Here is a 19,867-nt window from a genome sequence, read left to right as displayed (position 1 = left end):
GCGACAAACATCCTGACACAGCGCCCAAGCGGCCCGCAATCCCAAATTCCGGGTGGCGCAAAGGGCAGACCTCAACAGGTAGGCCCCGTCTCGGCCGCCAGTGGCGCTGCTGCCCCAAATTGCAAGCACATCGCGGACACAAATGGCGGCGGCCACCCCCCGCCTGCGGCTGCGCAAGCTGCCAGAGCCTGGGCGCGCTGGCTATCATCACCCCAGCGCCTTGGCGTGCCACTCCCCCTCCTTCCGATGCTGACCTCGTTTTTCTACACCCTGCGCGCTGCCCGTCTGCCCGTGTCGATCCGGGAGTACCTGACGCTGCTCGAAGCACTCAAGGCCGGGGTACTGGACGACGACGGTGGCCCCACGCTGGACAAATTTTTCGTGCTGGCGCGCAGCTGTCTGGTCAAAGACGAGGCCTTGTTCGACAAATTCGAGCAGGCCTTTGCCAGCTACTTCCGTGGCGCCCAGCTGCAGCACGAAGCGCTGATCAAAAGCCTGCCTCAGGACTGGCTGCGCCAGCAGATGGAGCGCGAACTCACGCCCGAGCAAAAAGCCCAGCTCCAGGCCCTGGGTTGGGACGAGCTGATGGAGCAGCTGCGCCAGCGTCTGGCCGAACAACAAGAACGCCACGAAGGCGGCAGCCGCTGGATTGGCACGGGCGGCACCAGCCCCTTTGGCCACGGCGGCTACAACCCGGCGGGCGTGCGCATTGGCGGCCCGGGGCGCCAGAACAGCGCCGTGAAAGTCTGGGAGCAGCGCCACTACCGCGACTACGCTGACGACGTGGTGCTCAACACGCGCCAGATCAAAGTCGCGCTGCGGCGGCTGCGCCGGTTTGCGCGCGAGGGCTCAGAGCTGGAGCTCGATCTGGACCACACCATCCAGGCCACCGCCAGCAACGCCGGTCTGCTGGACCTCAAGCTGCGGCCCGAGCGGCACAACAAGGTCAAGCTGATTTTGCTCATGGATGTCGGCGGCACCATGGACCCGCACGTTCAGCGTATACAAGAACTGTTTTCCGCGGTGCGCAGCGAGTTCAAGCACCTGGAGTTCTTCTACTTTCACAACTGCGTGTACGACCACGTCTGGAAGAACAACCAGCGCCGCCAGCGCGAGCGCACCTCCACATGGGATTTGATCCACACCTACAACCGCGATTACCGGCTGATCTTCGTAGGCGACGCCACCATGAGCCCCTACGAGATACTGCAGCCCGGCGGCAGCGTCGAATACCACAACGAAGAAGCAGGCGCGCAATGGCTGCAGCGCCTCACCCAAGCATTCCCCCGACACGTATGGATCAACCCCGAGCCCTCTGGGCTGTGGCAGTACCGGCAGAGCATTGCATTGATGCAGCAGCTCATGCACCAACACATGTATCCACTGACGCTGCAAGGCCTGGAGCAGGCCATGCGCCAGCTCAGCAAATAGTGGCGCTGGGCCAGCGCCTGGGGACCCTCGCCGCAGCCTTGCTGCTGACCGCTTGCGCCGGCCTGCTCCCGCCCCCCCCTGCAGCTCTGCCACCGGCCAGTGCCGACGCGGCCTCCAGCCCCGCGCCGCTCACACCGGCCGTACCGGTGCGCTTCAAACTGCAAATCGAAGCTCCCAGCGCTCAGCGCGAGCTGCTGCAAGAGCACCTGGACCTGGCGCGCTTCGAGCGCTCGCCCCCCAGCGGCGGGCTCAGCAGCACAGAGCTGGCGCGCTTGGCCCTGAGCACACCCGACCAAGCCCGTGCGCTGCTGCAAACCCAGGGCTTTTTCAACCCTGAGCTCACGCTGCTGCGCCCGCCGCCCGAGGCCAACGGACTGCGCCTGCTGCAGCTCTCCGTGCAGCCCGGCGCTCAGGTCCTGGTCGATGGTGTGGACTTGAAGCTGCAAGGTGCCGTGCAGACGCAAGCGCAAGCCGAGGCACTGCGCCAGTCCTGGGCACTGGGCAAGGGAGCCGGCTTCAGCCAAAGCGCCTGGAGCGCGGCCAAGTCCGCACTGCTGACCCAGCTCAAACGCAACGGCTACCCCTTGGCGCGCTGGGTCTCCACCAGCGCTCGCGTGTACGAACAGGAGCAGCGTGTCGACCTTGAGCTCACGCTGGACAGCGGCCCGCAGGTGCTGCTGGGCGCGCTGGACATTCAGGGCCTGAGCCAGCAGCCGCAATCGGTGGTGCGCCGCCTCGCGGGCTTCAGCCCCGGTGAGCCTTACAGCGAAAAAGCGCTGTTGGATTTCCAGGACCGCCTCATCGCCACCCAGCTATTTGACAGCGCGGCGGTGGAGCTCTCCACCGAGCAAGTTCAGCCTATGGCCGATCAGGCCAGCCTGGAGCTGCCCGTGCAAGTGCAGCTGCGTGAAGCGCCACGGCAAGAGCTCACCGCCAGTTTGGGCTACCTCAGCGCCGACGGCCCACGCCTGGGCCTGGAGCACAAGCACCGCCGCGCCCTGGGCCTGAACCTGCGCTCGCACACCAAGCTCGTGCTGGGGCGCGAGAAAAGTCAGCTCGACATCGAACTCAGCTCCCACCCCCAGCCCGACATGCAGCGCACGCTGGGTACGCTCAACTTTGAACGCCAGCGCCTGGCCTCGCAGCAGCTCTACGCCGCTTGGGCGCGCCTGGGCTATGTGCGCGAAACCGAAGCGCAAGACCGCCTGCGCTACCTGGAGCTGCTGCGCGCCTGGGAGCACAGCCCGGGGCAGCCTACGCTGTCAGCGGGCGCCATCACGCTCAACCAGCAATTGGTGTGGCGCCAGCTCGACGCCAAGCTGCTGCCCACCCAGGGCTACAGCTTGGCGCTGCTCACCGGTGCGGGCTGGACCACCAACAGCAGCCAGCCCGCGGGCCCCATGGCGCGACTGAAATGGCAAGGTCAGGCCTATGCGCGGCTGGGTTCGCAGTGGCTGCTGAGCAGCCGTGCCGAAGCCGCCCAAGTCCTGGCGCGCTCCAGCCTGGAGTTGCCCGAGGTGCTGCGCTTTCGCACGGGTGGGGACGACAGCGTGCGCGGCTACGGTAGCCAAGAGCTGGGCCCCACCGACGAGCTGGGGCGCCCCACCGGCGGCCGCGTGATGCTGGCCGGGAGTGTGGAGTTCTCCCACCCCTTGCGCGAGCGCTGGCCCGGCGTGATGGGCGCCGTGTTTGTCGATGCCGGCCAGGCCGCGCAGCGCTGGCAAAGCCTGCGCCCGGACTGGAGCTGGGGCCTGGGCCTGCGCTACCGCAGCCCCGTGGGCGTGCTGCGCGTGGACGCCGCCCGCGCCCAAGCCACCGGCAGCTGGCGCTTTCACTTTGGCGTCGTCGTCGGGCTGTAGGCCCCTCTCCCCGCCCTCACGCCATGCAAAACACCCACACCGCACCCGACCCAGACTCCAACAAGGCCCACAGCACAACAACGCCGCGCAAGCCCTCGCGCGGGTGGCTGCGTACACTGCTCGTGGCGGTTGGGTTGTGCGCCCTGGCCCTGCTGCTGCCCGTCTGGCTGCTGGGCAGCCAAGCCGGCACGCGTTGGCTGCTGGGCCATGTGCCCGGCCTGCACGTGACCCAGCCCCAAGGCAGCTTGCTGGGGGACTTCCGCGCCGCGCAGCTGCGCTACGAGCTGCCTGCCCAGGGCGGCTCGGTGCAGATCGACGCGCCGCAATGGCAGCAGCTGCGGCTGCAGTGGGACGCCAGCCAGCGCTTTTGGGCACGGCTGACGCTGCGCCAGCTCAGTGCCGAGCGCGTGCAGCTGCATCTGCGCGCCAGCACCGAACCCTCGGCACCGCTGCGCGACTTGCGCCTGCCCCTGGGTCTGCAGGTGCACGCGCTGCACATCAAGCAGTTGGTGCTGAGCCCGCAGGGGCCCACGCTGCAAGACATCAAAGCCGAGCTTGATCTCAGCACCGAAGCCGCCCAGGCCCACCGCCTCACCCTGCAGCAGCTGCGCTATGAGACCGTGCAGCTCAGCGGGCAGGCGCGCATGGGCACGGCAGCACCCATGCCGCTGAACAGCCACTGGGTGCTCAACGGCCAGCACGGCGATATGCCTGCCTGGCAGCTCGACACCCAGATCCAGGGCCCGCTGCACCAGCTCGCCCTGCAAGGCCAACTCAAAGCCGCCGCACAAGCCCTGCAGCTGCAAGCCACGCTCACGCCGCTGGCCGACTTCCCGCTGCAGCAGCTGCACGCCAGCGCACAGGCCCTGGACTTGCACGCCCTGCTCGCAGCCCTGCCGCGCACCGCGCTGCACGGCACGCTGGACGTGCTAGAAAAATCGCGCCAGCTGCAGCTGCGCGCCGCGCTGGACAACCGCGCCTCGGGCCGCCTGGACGAAGGCCGCGCACCGCTGCGCCAGCTGCGCCTGCACGCGGGCATAGACCGCCAGGACTGGAGCCGTCTTGAACTGCACGAGCTGCTGCTGACCCTGCACGGTGGCGGCCAGCTCAGCGCGTCTGGCAAGAGCCAGCAAAAGGACGGCGCCCATCTGGAGCTGACGCTGCGCGAGCTCGACACCCAGCAGCTGCATCAGGCCTGGCCGCGCCTGCAGGCCCAAGGGCGCATCACCCTGCACAGCCGCAGCGCCTGGAACAGCGCCACACCGCCCACAGCCCTGCAAATCAGCGCCGAGCTCAACGGCCAATGGCTGCTGCCCCAACACCCCGCGACGGCGCTTGCCCTGGCCTTGCAGGCCGAGCTCAGCCCCCAGCTGCTGGCGGCACGCCAGTTGCGCGTGAGCTCAGGGTCGGCCTCGCTGGAAGGTCAGGCCACGCTGCGCTTGGCGCAAGCACTCAAGCTCGGCGAAGGCTGGCAGCTCGACAGCCAGCTGCAGCTCAAAGGCCTGGACCCGCTGCAGCTGTGGGCCTCAGCAGGCAGCCCCACGCGCGCCAACGAGCTCAACGGCAATATCAACGCACAGCTTCAACAACTGCCGCAGCAGGCTTGGCCCCAAGGTCAAGTCGAGTTGAACCTGCAAGCCAGCCGCTGGGCCAACACCGCACTGAGCGGCGAGCTGCGCTACGCCCGCGCGGCAGGCTCGGCCCCACCCCAGCTGCAGCTGCAAGCCCTGCTGGGCGACGCCCGGCTCAGCGCCAACACCCTGCCAGCCCCGCCCGAGACCGACCCGCGCCGCCAAACGCTGAGCCTGGCTGTGGCCCTGAACGCACCGCGCCTGGCCAGCTTGCAAGCGCTGTTGCCGCCCTCGCTGGCGCGCGCCCAATTGCAAGGCCAGGCCCAGTTGCAGGGTGAAGTCAGCCTGCAACCTGCTCAGGGCAGCTCGCCCCTGGCACTGCACAGCCGCGGCACGGCCGAGCTCAACGCCCTGCAGCTCAAGGGCATCCCTGAAGCCAAAACCTCGCTGGCCAAAGCCAACGCCAGCTGGCTGCTCAACAGCGCCACCGCCGCGCCGCTGCAAGTGCAGCTGCAAATGCAGCAGCTGCGCCACCCCCAGCTGCGCCTACAACAAGCCCAGTTGCAGCTGCAAGGCAGCTGGGCCGCACACCAGCTCACCCTGCAGTCCAACGCCCTGCTGCCCTTGCCCGCGCTGCTGGACGACACCCACGGCCCGCGCCCGCTGCCGCGCCCCGAAGGCCTGCACCCCACCGAGCTACGCCTGCAGCTGCAAGGCGCGCTCTCGGCCGCTCCCTGGCTGGCCTGGCAGCAAGGCGGTAGCTGGCAACTGCAAGAGCTGCAGTTCTTGGCCCGCCCCGCGGAACCTGAACCCGCCCCTTGGATCAAGCTGGCCAGCGGCGGCGCGCAACTGCAATTCCTGGCGGACGGCCAAGGCCTGCAAAGCCTGCGCCTGCAACCCGGCCGCATGGAGGTGCTGGACGCCGCGCTGCGCTGGGACCAAGCGCAGTGGCAGGGCGAGGCCGACTGGGCGCTGCAAGCCCAGCTCGAACCCCTGCGCGTGGCCCCGCTGCTGGCACGGCTGCAACCTCACTTCGGCTGGGGCGGTGACCTGCTCATGCAAGGGCAACTCAAGGCCAGTGCCAGCGCCCAAGGCATCAGCGTGGACGCTGTGTTGCAACGCATGCAAGGCGACTTGAGCGTTACCGATGAGCTCAACACCCAGAGCCTGGGCCTGAGCGATTTGCGTCTGGGCCTGCTGGCGCAAGACGGACGCTGGCACATCACCCAAGGTCTGGCCGGGCGCAGCCTGGGCGCTTTGGGCGGGGCCATCACCCTGCTGGCCGACAACCCCCACGCCCTGCCTGGCCCCAAGGCGCCGCTACAAGGCGTGATGCAGCTGCAGGTCCAGCAGCTGGCGCAATGGGGCTTTTTCTTCCCCGCGCCCTGGCGCGCCAGCGGCACGCTGCAGGCCGCACTCTCGCTCTCGGGCACGCTGCAAAGCCCTGAAGTCACCGGCCAAGCTCAGGGGCAGGACCTCGCCCTGCGTCAGCCGCTCATGGGGGTGGACATGCAGCAAGGCAGCTTTGCCCTGCAGCTCAACGGCAGCCACGCCCAGTTGCAACACTTCAGCGCACGCGCCGGGCAAGGCAGCCTCACGCTCATGGGACCCATCAGCTTTGGCGCACAACCCAAAGCCGAACTGCTGCTCAAAGCCGAGCGCTTTGCGCTGCTGCAGCGGGTGGACCGCCAGCTCGTCACCAGCGGCCAAGCCCAACTCACCCTAGGGCCCCGTGGGCTCAAGCTGCACGGGCACGTCGGCATCGACCAAGGCTTGTTCGACTTCTCCGCAGGCGATGCGCCCAAGCTCGACGAGGACGTGCACATCGTGCGCCACGACGCCCCCCCGACACCCAACGCGCCGCGTGATGCCGACAGCATCGATTTGCAGCTCAGCATCCAACTCGGCGAGCAGTTGCGCCTCATCGGCTATGGCCTCGACACGCGGCTCACCGGCAGCTTGCAGCTGGCGCAGCACAACGGTCACGCGCCGACTTTGCACGGCGAAGTCAAAACCGCCAATGGCCTCTTCAGCGCCTATGGTCAAAAACTCAAAGTCAACCGGGGCGTGCTGAGCTTTGTCGGCCCTTACGACAACCCCCGGCTGGACGTGCTGGCCCTGCGCCCGGGCTTGGAAAACGAGGAGCTGAGCGTCGGTGTCACCATCACGGGCAGCGCCAACAACCCGCGCATCCGCCTCTATAGCGATCCGCAGTTGAGCGACACCGCCAAGCTCTCCTGGCTGGTACTGGGACGCGGCCCCGACGAGCTCGGCCGGGGCGACACCCTGCTGCTGCAACGCGCCGCCATGGCCCTGCTTTCAGGCAGCGGGCCCAGCGCCAGCGACAACCTGCTGCAGCGCATCGGCATCGACGAGCTGTCTTTCAGCAACCGTGGCGAGGACGCCAGCACCACCGTCGTTCGACTGGGCAAGCAGATCACCAAAAACCTCTACCTCGGCTATGAGCGCGGGCTCAACACCACCACCGGCAACTGGCAGCTCATCTACAAGCTGGCCCAGCGCTTCACCCTGCGCGCCCAGGCCGGGGACTCCCAGGGCCTGGACCTCATCTGGCAGTGGAAATGGGAGTAAACCAGCCCCAAACCCGCTCACGCCATCGGGCTAGAATGCTCGGCTTACCCCGCGGCAGGATCGGCTGCAACTGCCGTCACAAAGCCCTGCACAGCTCGCCGTAGTTCAATGGATAGAACGGCCGCCTCCTAAGCGGCAAATACAGGTTCGATTCCTGTCGGCGGGACCAGTTGGGCATGCACTCAGCGCACCCCAGGTCGGGTCGCCACAAAATCCGCGATGGCCTGCGCCACGCCACCCCAGAGCGGCCCTCACTGTTACCAAATCCATCCACCCAGACTGTGGACAAATCGCTGGACAAGCTGAGGCCGGCTGCCGCAAGCCTTTGTCAGCAAAGGGGTTCCACTAGGCTGCCACAAATAGTGGCAGCGCGGCAGGCTTGGCGTGAACGCTCAGGCTGAGGTGCCCGCGCTGGGTTTTTGCGTCAGCCCCTTGGCGCGCTCGGCCAGCCAGGGCTGGACTTGGGCCAAGCGCGCTTGCAGGGCACGCCAGCGGCGACCACCCTGGGCACGGGCCAGCGTCCACCACAAACCCACGCCCGCGAGCAGCGCTGCCAAGCCAGAGAGGGTCAGCAGCGTCAATTGAGCGCCAAATGCTTGCTCTTGCTGAACCGTCGTCAGCAGCGCGCGTTGGATCTCGGGCTGCATGGCTTGTTGCTCGATTTGCAGGGCTTGCAGCTGTTCGAGCAGGCGGCGCTGCTGCGCGGTTTGGATGGGGGAGAGCCCCGCGGCCGGATTGGCGCCAATGGTCAACGTGTCCCAGGCCCACTGCAGCACCGTCCCCACGGAGGAGATTTGCCAGCCCTTGCTGTGTGCGCCGGAACGCTCCGGGGAAACCCAGGAGGACTCCATCAACCACTCCCGCTCACCCAGGGCCACACGGGTCACGCTGGGTTGCGCGTCAGCGGGCTCGGCACTGGCCAAGGCCCGCACCACACCACGGCCGCTGACGGAGTCGGTGTGAGCCACCATGTCGTGCTTTTCCGGCGCGGGTCGGCTGCCGGTAGGGGCCGCTGCCGACTCAGTGCCCAGCGCACCATTGGCTGCGGGCAAGTGCAAGGCAAGCTGCCCGCCAGAGCAAGCCAGCAGCAGGCTCAAATCGGGATGAGTCATGGGCACGCTGGAACGCACCCAGATGCTGTATTCACCACTTTCACCGGGCTGGCTCACCACGCGCTGAAGAATCACATCGTCCAGCACACGCTGACCGGCCTTGATCGTCACGCGAGCGCATTGCGGCGGCAGGGTCTGCCCAGCGGCCACCCGCACGGGGACCACCAAACGCAGTGGCTCGCCCAGCACTGAATTGAGTTGGGGGGAGCCATACTGGACCGCATGAGCCGCCGTCGAGGCCAAAAGGGCTGCAGCCATAACTACTTTGTTCAGCGTCGTCGCTGAAATATGGCTGAGATCGAAAACAGTATTGTGTTTGGCCATGACACTCCCCAATGTGGGCTTCACTCTAGCACCCACACTTTGAGCTGGCATGTGCACAAATTCACGGTATTTGGACATGTGCACCCCCGCTCGAACCCGGGTGCCGTATCTTAATTCCGATCTATACAATCGCGAGCTTTATTAGCCCCATAACTCCCGACACTCATGGCCGCAAAACGTTCTGTGCTAAGCCGCCCGCTCCGCTCTTTGTGCGCCGGTCTGATGCTCGCGGGCTGTTTGTCCAGCGTTTTCGCCGACGATGTCGGCGATGTGCTGGGCCTGCTCAACGCTGGCAAGCATGCCGAGGCGCTGAAAAAAACCGATCAACTTTTGGCCGCCAACCCCGGCGATGCACGCCTGCAGCTGCAGCGTGGCATTGCACTGTCAGCGCTGGGGCGCAAGAACGAAGCCATCACGGTGTTTCAAAAGCTGATTGAAGCTCACCCTGACCACCCCGGCCCCTACAACAACTTGGCAGTGCTCTACGCCTCCCAAGGCGACTACGACAAAGCGCGGCAGTCCCTAGAGCTGGCCATCAAGACCAACCCCAGTTACGCCACGGCGTTTCAAAACCTGGGGGATGTCTACGCACGCTTGGCCGGGCAGGCCTACAAAAAGGCCCTGGCGCTGGACAAGAACGACGTCAGCCTGCCATTGAAGCTGGCAGTGATCCAAAACGTGTTCGAGCCCACCGTGGACCCGCGCCCTGGCAAAGCGGCCAAAGCGCCAGTGCCTGCACCAGCACCCGCCCCGGTGGCGGCCGCCAAGCCCGTGGCACCTGTCGCACCCGCGCCAGCCCCAGTGGCGGCCGCGCCCAAGCCCGCGGCACCGGTGGCTGCTGCACCCGCCGCCCCCGTGGCAGCTGCTACAGCCCCAGCCAAGCCAACGGCTGCTGCACCCGCCCCAGCCCCGGTGGCCAAGGCCAGTGCCGACAGCGACCAAAAGGAAATCGAAAAGGCCCTCAAAGGCTGGGCACAGTCCTGGAGCCGCCGCGATATGGATGGCTACTTCGCCGCCTACTCGCCCGAGTTCAAAGGCAAGTCTGGCAGCCGCAAGGCCTGGGAATCCGACCGTCGCAACCGCATCTTGAGCAAGAAGAAAATCTCGGTGGAGATTTCCGATCTGGATATCAAGATCGACGGCAACAAGGCCAAGGTCCGCTTCCGTCAGGACTACAACTCTGACTCCCTGGATGCCAAGAGCACCAAGAATGTCGAGCTCACGCAGGTCAAACCAGGCCAATGGCGCATCACGGCTGAAAATTCGAACTGAGTTCCTCAACCCCGGGCGGTGCGCCTCTTTGTCGGCGCATCGCCCCGTTGACTGCCTTGCAGCGTGCGCGCAGCGCGCATGCCGCCGCGGCACAGCGCGCTGCGGCGCCGCTTCCCCGATACTTCGCGCATGAGCACCGATCGTTCCCAGCAATTTCTTGCCAGCCTGCGGCAGATCCACCAGCCGCCGCAGGCACAGCGCCGCCTCAAGGGCGCCACACACCCTGGGATGCTCGTCTTTGGTGGGCTTTTGGCATTGCTGGGCGTGGCCGGTTTGGTGTCGGCACGGGTTGAACCCAGCGACCCCAGCTCCCCCGAGAGCTCCGTGCAGCAGCTTCAAAAAGAACGCACGCTGCTGAGCGCTCGCATCGAAGGTCAGTCGCCCGAAGCTCGCCTGATGCGCGGCCTGCAACTGCTGGCCAAGGGCGAGGAAGACCAAGCCTTTGAGGCCTTTGCCTCGCTGGTGCAGCAGCAGCCCGACTTCGCACTGGCGCAGCTGATTTATGCGGACTTGCTGATGGCCCGCTCCGGGCATATGGTGAGCCAGATCGGCTCGGCCGCGCCACTGCCCTCGGAGCACCATGTCTCGCTCATGCAGCTGCGCCTGGAAGCACGCCAGCGCCTGACCGCGCTGATTGCCCCGCCCGACCCCAACACCTTGCCCAAGGTGCTGGCGGGCCTGCCAGCGGCCACGCGCCACGCCATCGTGGTGGACACCAGCCGCTCACGCTTGTTTGTGTTTGAAAACTCCGCGCAAGGCCCCAAGCTGATTGACGACAGCTACATCGCCATCGGCAAAGCAGGCACGGGCAAGCTGCTGGAGGGAGACTTCCGCACGCCGCTGGGTGTGTACTTCGTGGGCATGCCGCGCCAAGAGGCTTTTGAGCGCTACGGCGTGGCCACGCTGCCCCTGAACTACCCCAACGAGCTGGACCGCCAAGTCGGCCGCGGCGGCACCAGCATCTGGCTGCATGGCGAACGCCTGGGCAGCTATTCGCGCACGCCACAGTCCACCGACGGTTGCGTGGTGCTGCCCAACGACGAGATGGCCAAACTCGCCAAAACCGTACTGCCGCGCGAGACCCCGGTGTTTGTGCTGGATCACGTGGAGTGGGTGGACCGCGCCAAAGCCAAACCCGAATTGGCCCCGGCCTTCTTGACGGCCTTCCGCGGCTGGCAGCAGGCCAAGCTGCGCCAGGACGGGCAAGCCCTGCTGCAGTATTACGAAGCCGGGCTGGACCGCGGCTCCGACAGCGAGGCCTCGCGCCTGACGGCCAATGTTCAGCGCATGCAGCGCGGCGAGCTGCCGGTGCAAAACGTCGAGGCCACCAGCATGCTGCCCTGGGCCGAAGCGGGCCAGCCGCAATCGGTGATCGTGACCTACCATGAGTTCACGCCCGACAGCGCCCAGCCCAAACTCAAGCGCCAGTACTGGCGCGAACGTGGCGGGCAGTGGCGCTTGTTCTTCGACGGCGCCGTGGGCTGAGGCCCCAAAACCCGGGGGCGATAGAATCCGCCCCTTTTGCAACGCAGCCACTGGATCTACACCATGTACCGCTGTCAGCCACCCGCCGGTCGCCACGGCTCACGCCCTCTTTTGCTGCTTGCCTTGCTGGCAGGCAGCGCCTGCTTCGCACCCCAGGCGCGCGCGCAGGACGACAGCACCCGTGTGGTGCTGACGGAAATCAAGTCAGCGCGTAACTTCCCTGCCGCAGCGCTGCGTGGCGAACTCGTCGTCACACAGCCGCCGCTGGCCAAGCTCAACGGCCAGCTCGTGCAGCTGGCACCGGGCGCACGCATCTTCGGGCCCAGCCACCAGCTGCTGCTATCGGGCGGCTTGATTGGTGAGCCCTTGCTGGTGCACTACACGCGCGACCTCTACGGCAACCTCAAAGACGTGTGGGTGCTCAACGAGGTGGAGCGCGCCAACCGCCTGTGGCCCACCACACCAGCCGAAGCTGCGGCCTGGCGCTTCAACCCCGGCACGCAAACCTGGACCAAGCCCTGAGGGCTTGAGACCGGGCCCGCGCCCCTCTTCTCTTTCCTACCCAGCCGTGCCGGCCCCTCCGGCACGCGGAGCAGTTCCATGAGCAAAAAAGTCTTTATCAAAACCTTCGGCTGCCAGATGAACGAGTACGACTCGGACAAGATGGCCGATGTGCTGCGCGCCGCCCAAGGCTATGAGCCCACGCAGGACGTGGAAGAAGCCGACCTCATCCTCTTCAACACCTGCTCGGTGCGCGAAAAGGCGCAGGAGAAAGTGTTCTCCGACCTCGGCCGCATCAAGCACCTCAAAGAACGTGGCGTCTTGATTGGCGTGGGCGGCTGCGTGGCCAGTCAGGAAGGCGCGCACATCATCGAGCGCGCGCCCTATGTGGACGTGGTGTTTGGCCCGCAGACCCTGCATCGCCTGCCTGAGATGCTGGCGCAGCGCCGCGCCCTGGCGCAGCCGCAGGTGGACATCAGCTTCCCCGAGATCGAGAAGTTCGACCACCTGCCCCCGGCGCGCGTGGAAGGCGCCTCCGCCTTTGTCTCCATCATGGAAGGCTGCTCCAAATACTGCAGCTACTGCGTGGTTCCCTACACGCGCGGCGAAGAGGTCAGCCGCCCCTTTGAAGACGTGCTGGAAGAAGTGGCCGGGCTGGCCGACCAGGGCGTCAAAGAAATCACTTTGCTGGGCCAAAACGTCAATGCCTACCGCGGCAAGATGGGTGAGAGCGGCGAGATTGCAGACTTCGCGCTGCTGCTGGAATACGTGGCCGAGATCCCCGGCATCCAGCGCCTGCGCTACACCACCAGCCACCCCAACGAGTTCAGCCAGCGCCTGATCGACGCCTACGGCAGCATCCCCAAGCTGGTCAACCACGTGCACCTGCCCGTGCAGCACGGCAGCGACCGCATTCTCATGGCCATGAAGCGCGGCTACACCGCGCTGCAGTTCAAGAGCATCGTGCGCAAGCTGCGCGCCGTGCGCCCCGACATCCGCATTGCCAGCGACTTCATCGTGGGCTTCCCCGGCGAGACCGATGAAGACCACGCCAAGACCATGCAGCTCATCGAGGACGTGCAGTTCGATGCCAGCTTCAGCTTCATCTTCAGCCCGCGCCCCGGCACCCCGGCTGCCAACCTGCACGACGACACGCCCTACGAGGTGAAGGTGGCCCGGCTGCAGCAGCTGCAGGCGGTGATCGAGGCCAATGCCGCACGCTACAACGAAGCCCTGGTGGGGCAGACCGTGCCCGTGCTGGTGAGCGGTCGCGCACGCAAAGACGCCACCGAGCTGATGGGCCGCACCGAGTGCAACCGCATCGTGAACTTCAAGGGCGCAGACCGCCTGATGCACCAGATCATCCCGCTGCGCATCACCGCCGGTTACGCCCACTCGCTGCGCGGCGAGGTGCCGCTGACCGAGCCCACGCTGGACTGATGCGCAGGGCAGGCCGCGCCGGGCTCGCTAAGCGGGCTGGGCGCGCTCCAGGCGCCACCACTGGGCCAGGCTCTGGCCCGCCAGCATCAGCGCGTAAGTGCTCATGCTGCCGTCGCGGCCCACCAGCGCCAGGCCCAGCCCCAACCCCAGCGTGCCGCCCACACCGCCCCACAGCCACAGCCGCCGCCACCCTGCGGCGCGGGCCTGGGGGCGCCACAACAAGCACAACAGCAGGGCCATCACGGCCGCCACACACCACGGCGGCGCCAGCAAATTGCCAACATGCCACAAAGCATCCAGAGGGCTCACGCGAAAAATTCTCCGAAAAGGGTTGTGTACCGGCAAAACATGGGGCTTTGGAAGGGCTGAGCCCAGCGGGCTTGATGTCAACTCCTGCTTACAAACCGGAGCTGATTGACTTGCGTCAAGCTCACACCCTGCATCTCGGTGCCGATGAGCTGGGGGCGAATTTTATAATTCCATGTCATGACAGTTTTCACCCTGGGGCTGAACCATCAATCCGCGCCGCTGGATTTGCGCGGACGGTTTGCGTTCGCCTCCGGCCAGCTGGCACCGGCCCTGCTGCGCCTGCGTGAGCAGCTCGGCAGCGCGCGTGCGGCCACGCCCGAGACCGCCATGCTGTCCACCTGCAACCGCACAGAACTCTATGTGGCGGGCGATTTGGGCATGGTGCAAGGCGCCGTGCAGTGGCTGGCGCGCCATGGCGATGTGTCCGAGCAAGCGCTGCTGAGCCACGCCTATGTGCGCGAAGACAGCGCCGCGGCGCGCCACGCTTTTCGCGTGGCCAGCGGGCTTGATTCCATGGTGCTGGGCGAGCCGCAAATCCTGGGGCAGATGAAGCAGGCCGTGCGCGAAGCCGGTGATGCAGGCACCCTGGGCACCACGCTGCACCAGCTCTTCCAGCGCAGCTTTGCCGTGGCCAAGGAAGTGCGCAGCTCCACCGAGATCGGCGCGCACTCCATCAGCATGGCCGCAGCGGCGGTGCGCCTGGCCAGCCAGATTTTTGAAGACCTGGCCGACATCCGCGTGCTCTTCGTGGGCGCGGGCGAGATGATCGAGCTGGTGGCCACCCACTTTGCCGCCCGCAACCCGCGCGCCATGGCCGTGGCCAACCGCACGCTGGAGCGCGGCGAAAAGCTCGCCAACCACCTGGGCGCTCAAGCGCTGCGCCTGGCGGACCTGCCGCAGCGCCTGCATGAGTTCGACGCCGTCATTTCCTGCACCGCCTCCAGCCTGCCGTTGATTGGCCTGGGCGCTGTGGAGCGCGCGCTCAAGCTGCGCAAACACCGGCCCATCTTCATGGTGGACTTGGCCGTGCCGCGCGACATCGAACCCGAAGTGGCCCAGCTGCCCGACGTCTACCTCTACACCGTGGACGACCTCTCCCAAGTCGTGCAAACCGCAGGCGCCAAGCGCCAGGCCGCGGTGGAGCAGGCCGAGGCCATCATCGAAACCGGTGTGCAGAGCTTTGTGCACTGGCTGGGCCAGCGCCACACCGTGCCGCTGATCCAGGCCCTGAACCAGCAAACCGAGCAATGGCGCAGCGCCGAGCTGCAGCGCGCCCGCAAGCTGCTGGCCCGTGGCGAAGACGTGGAAGCCGTGCTCGAAGCCCTGGCGCGCGGCCTGACGCAAAAAATGCTGCACGGCACCCTGGCCGAGCTGCACGCCACCGAAGGCGACCAGCGACTGGCACTGGCGCACACCGTCTCGCGCCTGTTCCTGCGCGCCAGCCCGCGCGACCCCGCCGACTCTTAGCGGCGCGTTTTGGGGCGGGGCCTCGGCGGCCCATGCTGCCCCACCCCGCGGCCCTGCCCGCACCCGGCTTTTCGTTTTTGGCGCACACTGCGCCGCTTTGCTCACCCCTCCTCTCGCACCCGCCCCATGAAAGACGCATTGCGCCAACAGTTTGAACGCCTGGGCTACCGCCTGGCGGAGCTCGACGCCCTTTTGGCCGATGGCAGCGTGGCGGCCGACATGAAGCGCTACCGCAGCCTCTCCAAAGAGCAGGCGGAGCTCTCCGAGCTGCTCACGCGCTACCGCCAATACCTGCAGCGCGAGCAGGACTTGGCCGCCGCCCAGGAGCTGCTGGCAGCCGATGACGCCGACATGGCCGACATGGCGCGCGAGGAAATCAGCGCCGCCCAGGCCGACATGACACGCCTGGACGACGAGTTGCAGCTGGCCCTGCTGCCCAAAGACCCGGACGACGAACGCGCCGCGTTTTTGGAAATCCGCGCCGGGGCCGGGGGCGATGAATCGGCCCTGTTCGCCGCAGACCTCACGCGCATGTACCTGCGCTTTGCCGAAGCCCAGGGCTGGCGCGTGGAGGTGATGTCGGCCAGCGAGTCCGACCTCGGCGGCTACAAGGAAATCGTGCTGCGCATCGACGGCGAGGCGGTGTACGGGCGGCTGAAGTTCGAATCCGGCGGCCACCGCGTGCAGCGCGTGCCCGCCACCGAGTCGCAAGGCCGCATCCACACCAGCGCCTGCACCGTGGCCGTGATGCCCGAGCCCGACGAGGCCGAGGACATCCAGCTCAACCCCGCCGAGCTGCGCATCGACACCTTCCGGGCCAGCGGCGCGGGCGGCCAGCACGTGAACAAAACGGACTCAGCCATCCGCATCACCCACCTGCCCACCGGGCTGGTGGCGGAGTGCCAGGACGACCGCAGCCAGCACCGCAACAAGGCCAAAGCCATGGCCGTGCTGGCCGCGCGGCTGCGCGACAAGGACAAGAACGAACGCGCTGCCAAAGAGGCCGCCACACGCAAAAGCCTGGTGGGCAGTGGAGACCGCAGCGACCGCATCCGCACCTACAACTTCCCGCAGGGCCGACTCACCGACCACCGCATCAACCTCACGCTCTACAAGCTCGGCGCCATCATGGACGGCGACTTGCATGACGTCATGGCCGAGCTGCTGCGCGCGCAAGCCGCTGAACAACTCGCCGCCCTGGAAGCCTCGGCATGACCAGCCGCCTGAGCGTGACCGCCGCGCTGAGCCTGGCGCAGCAGCAAGGCCTGCCCCGGGGCGAGGCGCAATACCTGCTGCAAGCACTGCTGGGGCAGTCGCGCGCCTGGCTGATCCAGCACGACGACGCGCTGCTGAGCCCCGAGCAAAGCGCGCAGCTGCAGGACTGGCTGCAGCAACGCCTGGACGCCGTGCCACTGGCCTATCTGCAAGGGCACAAAGAGTTTTATGGCCTGAAGCTGCGGGTGACGCGCGACACCCTGGTGCCGCGCCCCGACACCGAAGTGCTGGTGGCCTGGGCACTGGAATGCCTGCAGCCCTTGCAAGCCCCTTGCGCGGCCGACCTGGGCACGGGCAGCGGCGCCATTGCCCTGGCCATCAAATCACAGCGGCCCGACGCCACCGTGCACGCCACCGACCTGAGCCCCGCCGCTCTGGCCGTGGCCCAGAGCAATGCGCAGGCGCTGGGCCTGCCGCTGCACACCCACCCCGGCAGCTGGTGGGGCGCCCTGCCCGCCGCGCTGCGCCTGCAGCTGGCGGTCTCCAACCCGCCCTATATCCGCGGCGACGACCCCCACCTGGCCGCGCTGCGCCACGAACCGCGCCAGGCCCTCACCCCCGAAGGGGACGGGCTGGCCGATCTGCGCACGCTGGTGCAGCAAGCACCCGCGCACCTGCTGCCCGGCGCCTGGCTGCTGCTGGAGCACGGCTACGACCAAGGCCCGGCCGTGGCTGAATTGCTACGCCTGCGGGGTTTTGAACAGGTGCAAACCCGGCAGGATTTGGCGGGAACCGACCGCTGCAGCGGCGGGCGCTGGCCGGGCTGAGGCAAGCGTCACAAGCGCAGCAAATAGCCCCACTCCTTCCCTCACCAAAGGCTATCCAAGCGCAAAGTCGGGGCGTAGCATGGTTCAGACCCAGGGGAGATTTCCCTGAAAGCCGCCACCCACGCTTTGGAGGTCCGCCATGCCCGCTGCCACCCGCCTTGCCAAGCCTGACCACCGTCTGCAACGCCTGCGCTGGGCCCTGTGCGCCAGCCTTGTGGGTGGGCTTTTGTACCTGGTGAGCCAGCCCGTCCAGGCCCAGGGCCTGCAGGTGCCAGCCGACACCCTCTCCCCCTGGCAGCTGCGCCTGCAGCTGAGCCAAAACACCCCAAGCAGCGCCGCACAACGCAGCAGCACCAGCAGCGTCAACCTGCTGGGCGACTACTACCTCACCCCCTCGGGCCTGGGCCAACGCACCGGCGGCGGCCTGCGCGCCACAGGCGGGCTGATGCTGGGTCCGGCTTCGCAGAGCTACAGCAGCGCCGGGCTGGCACTGGGCGCGCACACGCAGTGGGCGCCGTTTGCCTCTGCCTCGCTGCGCAGCTTGAGCTCGCCCGTGCCGGGTGTGCAGGCCGAGCCCAGCAGCCAGCTGAGCTATCTGGGCGTGGGCTATAGCGGCTTTGCACTGCGCGGCGGCTGGGGCTTCAGTGCCGACTTGGGCTTGGCCGCCCCCCTCACCCCGCGCCTGGGCGCCAATGCGCGCACGCTGGGCGACCCCAACACCCTGAGCTTTTGGCCCGTGGTGCAGCTGGGGCTGAGTTACAGCTACTGAAGCGGCGCGCGACAGTGTCCTGTGCCGCACTGGGGCCTTGAGGGCTGCCGGATAATGCGTCCTCATTGCAGGCCGGCGACGCCGGCATTGAAACCACGAGGACACACCCATGAGCGACACCCAGCAACGCATCGACGAATTGGTCAAAGGCAACCGCGTGATGCTGTTCATGAAGGGCACCGCCCAATTCCCCATGTGCGGCTTCTCGGGCCGCGCCATCCAGGTGCTCAAAGCCGCTGGCGCCACCGAAGTCAAAACCTTCAACGTGCTGGAAGACGAAGCCGTGCGCCAGGGCATCAAGGAATACGCCAACTGGCCCACCATCCCGCAGCTCTACATCAACGGTGAATTCGTCGGCGGCTCCGACATCATGATGGAGATGTACGAGAGCGGCGAGCTGCAACAGCTGCTGACGCAAGGCTGATGCACACCGCGCCCACACGTCTGGTGGTGGGCATCACCGGCGCCACCGGTGCGGCCTATGGGCTGAGCCTGCTGCGCCGCGCACGTGCGCTGGGCCTGCAAACCCACCTGGTGCTCACGCCCGCGGGCGTGCTCAACGCCCACCACGAACTGGGCCTCACGCGCGAGCAGCTCGAGGCCGAGGCCGACCACGCCCACGCCCCCGGTGACGTAGGCGCCTGCGTGGCCAGCGGCAGCTTTGCCACGGCCGCCATGGTGGTGGCCCCCTGCTCCATGCGGACGCTGGCCGCCATTGCCCACGGCCTGGGCGACAACCTGCTGACCCGCGCCGCCGACGTCACGCTCAAAGAGCGCCGCCGCCTCATCCTGATGGTGCGCGAGACTCCCTTCAACCTGGCGCACCTGCGCAATATGACGGCCGTGACCGAGATGGGCGGCATCATCTTCCCGCCCCTGCCGGCCTTCTATCACCACCCCAGCAGCATCCAGGCCATGGTGGACGACACCGTGGAACGCGTGCTGCAACTGGCCGGCATCGAGCACGCCGCGCCTCAAGCCTGGGGCGGCCTGCGCAAGAGCTGACACCCCACCAGCACCCCACCCATGTCCGAACCGATTGAACGCTGGCAGTCCTTCTACCAAGACCGCCAGCGCCCGGTGCCGTTTTTCCGGCCCGTTCCGGACGAAAACCTGGTGGACTGGGTCCCAGCGGGCAGCACTGCCGGGGGCGCCCGGGCCTTGGACATCGGCTGCGGCAATGGGCGCAATGCCCTGTTCTTGGCACGCCAGGGCTACGAGGTGCTGGCGCTGGACTACTCGGCCTCTGCCATTGCCTGGGCTCGCGAACTCACGGCCGAGGCGGCACAGGGCTTGACCAGCGGTGGGCTGACGCTGCGCCAAGCAGATGTGTTCAACACCGAACTGCCCAGCGCGGGCTTTGAGCTGGTGTGCGACTCCGGCTGTTTCCACCACCTGCTGCCCGCGCAGCGCCAGCCCTATATCGACCTGATCGCGCGGGTGCTGCGCCCGGGCGGACTGTTGTCTTTGGTTTGCTTCGCCCCAGAGGGCGGCAGTGGCCTGAGCGACGCGCAGGCCCAGGACAGCGGCTCCACCGGCGGTGGTCTGGGCTATGACGAGGCCCTGCTGCGCCAGCTCTGGAGCCCCGCCTTCGACATCCAGACCCTGCGCCGCATGCATGAACTCGACGCCAGCGCCCCCTGCTTTGGCAAGGCCTTTTTGTGGGCCCTGCGTGGGCTGCGGCGCTAACCCT

Annotated in this window: 16 protein-coding genes and 1 tRNA gene; 15 read left to right on the top strand and 2 right to left on the bottom strand. The window is 67.1% G+C overall.

Going from position 1 to position 19,867, the window contains the following annotated elements:
• Nucleotides 1-246: 246 nt before the first annotated feature.
• The 4 genes from ACG0Z6_RS02340 to ACG0Z6_RS02325 all read left to right on the top strand — a co-directional run bounded on the left by ACG0Z6_RS02340 (nt 247) and on the right by ACG0Z6_RS02325 (nt 7,622).
• On the top strand, nt 247-1,431 hold the full coding sequence (locus tag ACG0Z6_RS02340; RefSeq protein ID WP_394458451.1) for a vWA domain-containing protein: 1,185 nt from the start codon (nt 247-249) through the stop codon (nt 1,429-1,431).
• Between the two features lie 38 nt (nt 1,432-1,469).
• Nucleotides 1,470-3,290 carry an autotransporter assembly complex protein TamA gene (locus ACG0Z6_RS02335; RefSeq protein WP_394458450.1) on the top strand — a complete coding sequence of 607 codons (1,821 nt, stop codon included), beginning with the start codon at nt 1,470-1,472 and terminating at the stop codon, nt 3,288-3,290.
• A gap of 23 nt (nt 3,291-3,313) precedes the next feature.
• Nucleotides 3,314-7,453: a translocation/assembly module TamB domain-containing protein gene (locus ACG0Z6_RS02330; protein ID WP_394458449.1), complete on the top strand. Its 4,140-nt coding sequence runs from the start codon at nt 3,314-3,316 to the stop codon at nt 7,451-7,453.
• 94 nt (nt 7,454-7,547) lie between these two features.
• Nucleotides 7,548-7,622: transfer RNA gene (locus tag ACG0Z6_RS02325), tRNA-Arg, on the top strand.
• A gap of 223 nt (nt 7,623-7,845) precedes the next feature.
• Here ACG0Z6_RS02325 and ACG0Z6_RS02320 read toward each other — a convergent pair.
• Nucleotides 7,846-8,823 (bottom strand): hypothetical protein, encoded by a 978-nt coding sequence (locus tag ACG0Z6_RS02320; protein WP_394458448.1) that lies wholly within the window; start codon nt 8,821-8,823, stop codon nt 7,846-7,848.
• 303 nt (nt 8,824-9,126) lie between these two features.
• Between ACG0Z6_RS02320 and ACG0Z6_RS02315 the strand changes: the two genes are divergently transcribed.
• The 4 genes from ACG0Z6_RS02315 (at nt 9,127) to miaB (ending at nt 13,587) form a co-directional block, all read left to right on the top strand.
• A complete protein-coding gene (locus ACG0Z6_RS02315; protein WP_394458447.1) occupies nt 9,127-10,161 on the top strand; it encodes a nuclear transport factor 2 family protein in 1,035 nt (344 codons plus the stop codon).
• A 129-nt stretch (nt 10,162-10,290) separates the two neighbouring features.
• Complete coding sequence (locus ACG0Z6_RS02310) at nt 10,291-11,646, top strand: L,D-transpeptidase family protein (protein ID WP_394458446.1); 1,356 nt, start codon at nt 10,291-10,293, stop codon at nt 11,644-11,646.
• A 63-nt stretch (nt 11,647-11,709) separates the two neighbouring features.
• Nucleotides 11,710-12,168 (top strand): hypothetical protein, encoded by a 459-nt coding sequence (locus ACG0Z6_RS02305; RefSeq protein WP_394458445.1) that lies wholly within the window; start codon nt 11,710-11,712, stop codon nt 12,166-12,168.
• A gap of 78 nt (nt 12,169-12,246) precedes the next feature.
• Nucleotides 12,247-13,587, top strand: coding sequence for a tRNA (N6-isopentenyl adenosine(37)-C2)-methylthiotransferase MiaB (gene miaB / locus ACG0Z6_RS02300; RefSeq protein ID WP_394458444.1), 1,341 nt, complete (start codon nt 12,247-12,249; stop codon nt 13,585-13,587).
• A 27-nt stretch (nt 13,588-13,614) separates the two neighbouring features.
• On the opposite strand, the gene ACG0Z6_RS02295 is transcribed toward miaB, so the two are convergent.
• Nucleotides 13,615-13,896, bottom strand: coding sequence for a hypothetical protein (locus ACG0Z6_RS02295; protein WP_394458443.1), 282 nt, complete (start codon nt 13,894-13,896; stop codon nt 13,615-13,617).
• 177 nt (nt 13,897-14,073) lie between these two features.
• Between ACG0Z6_RS02295 and hemA the strand changes: the two genes are divergently transcribed.
• The 7 genes from hemA (at nt 14,074) to ACG0Z6_RS02260 (ending at nt 19,863) form a co-directional block, all read left to right on the top strand.
• A complete protein-coding gene (hemA, locus tag ACG0Z6_RS02290) occupies nt 14,074-15,363 on the top strand; it encodes a glutamyl-tRNA reductase (RefSeq protein ID WP_394458442.1) in 1,290 nt (429 codons plus the stop codon).
• 126 nt (nt 15,364-15,489) lie between these two features.
• On the top strand, nt 15,490-16,578 hold the full coding sequence (gene prfA, locus ACG0Z6_RS02285) for a peptide chain release factor 1 (RefSeq protein ID WP_394458441.1): 1,089 nt from the start codon (nt 15,490-15,492) through the stop codon (nt 16,576-16,578).
• The gene (gene prmC / locus ACG0Z6_RS02280; protein ID WP_394458440.1) at nt 16,575-17,405 is read left to right on the top strand and encodes a peptide chain release factor N(5)-glutamine methyltransferase; all 831 of its coding nucleotides are present in this window, start codon (nt 16,575-16,577) and stop codon (nt 17,403-17,405) included. The genes prfA and prmC overlap by 4 nt, the downstream gene beginning before the upstream one ends.
• Before the next feature lie 139 nt (nt 17,406-17,544).
• Entirely contained in the window at nt 17,545-18,174 is a 630-nt protein-coding gene (locus tag ACG0Z6_RS02275) for a hypothetical protein (RefSeq protein WP_394458439.1), read from the top strand.
• Nucleotides 18,175-18,283: 109 nt separating this feature from the next.
• Nucleotides 18,284-18,598: a Grx4 family monothiol glutaredoxin gene (gene grxD, locus ACG0Z6_RS02270; RefSeq protein ID WP_394458438.1), complete on the top strand. Its 315-nt coding sequence runs from the start codon at nt 18,284-18,286 to the stop codon at nt 18,596-18,598.
• Complete coding sequence (locus ACG0Z6_RS02265) at nt 18,598-19,179, top strand: UbiX family flavin prenyltransferase (protein WP_394458437.1); 582 nt, start codon at nt 18,598-18,600, stop codon at nt 19,177-19,179. The genes grxD and ACG0Z6_RS02265 overlap by 1 nt, the downstream gene beginning before the upstream one ends.
• Before the next feature lie 21 nt (nt 19,180-19,200).
• Nucleotides 19,201-19,863: a class I SAM-dependent methyltransferase gene (locus ACG0Z6_RS02260; protein WP_394458436.1), complete on the top strand. Its 663-nt coding sequence runs from the start codon at nt 19,201-19,203 to the stop codon at nt 19,861-19,863.
• The last annotated feature ends 4 nt before the right edge of the window (nt 19,864-19,867 follow it).

It is taken from the genome of Roseateles rivi (assembly GCF_043555845.1).
GTDB lineage: Bacteria > Pseudomonadota > Gammaproteobacteria > Burkholderiales > Burkholderiaceae_C > Roseateles > Roseateles rivi.
The sequence above is the reverse complement of the archived record's forward strand: the minus strand, read 5'-3'. Positions and strand labels throughout refer to the sequence as shown.

Coding starts and splice junctions, on each gene's coding strand:
- ACG0Z6_RS02265 (WP_394458437.1), top strand. CDS start 18,598: ATGCACACCGCGCCCACACGTCTGGTGGTGGGCATCACCGGCGCCACC.
- ACG0Z6_RS02260 (WP_394458436.1), top strand. CDS start 19,201: ATGTCCGAACCGATTGAACGCTGGCAGTCCTTCTACCAAGACCGCCAG.
- ACG0Z6_RS02320 (WP_394458448.1), bottom strand. CDS start 8,823: ATGGCTGCAGCCCTTTTGGCCTCGACGGCGGCTCATGCGGTCCAGTAT.
- ACG0Z6_RS02310 (WP_394458446.1), top strand. CDS start 10,291: ATGAGCACCGATCGTTCCCAGCAATTTCTTGCCAGCCTGCGGCAGATC.
- ACG0Z6_RS02305 (WP_394458445.1), top strand. CDS start 11,710: ATGTACCGCTGTCAGCCACCCGCCGGTCGCCACGGCTCACGCCCTCTT.
- hemA (WP_394458442.1), top strand. CDS start 14,074: ATGACAGTTTTCACCCTGGGGCTGAACCATCAATCCGCGCCGCTGGAT.
- grxD (WP_394458438.1), top strand. CDS start 18,284: ATGAGCGACACCCAGCAACGCATCGACGAATTGGTCAAAGGCAACCGC.
- miaB (WP_394458444.1), top strand. CDS start 12,247: ATGAGCAAAAAAGTCTTTATCAAAACCTTCGGCTGCCAGATGAACGAG.
- ACG0Z6_RS02340 (WP_394458451.1), top strand. CDS start 247: ATGCTGACCTCGTTTTTCTACACCCTGCGCGCTGCCCGTCTGCCCGTG.
- ACG0Z6_RS02275 (WP_394458439.1), top strand. CDS start 17,545: ATGCCCGCTGCCACCCGCCTTGCCAAGCCTGACCACCGTCTGCAACGC.
- prfA (WP_394458441.1), top strand. CDS start 15,490: ATGAAAGACGCATTGCGCCAACAGTTTGAACGCCTGGGCTACCGCCTG.
- prmC (WP_394458440.1), top strand. CDS start 16,575: ATGACCAGCCGCCTGAGCGTGACCGCCGCGCTGAGCCTGGCGCAGCAG.
- ACG0Z6_RS02330 (WP_394458449.1), top strand. CDS start 3,314: ATGCAAAACACCCACACCGCACCCGACCCAGACTCCAACAAGGCCCAC.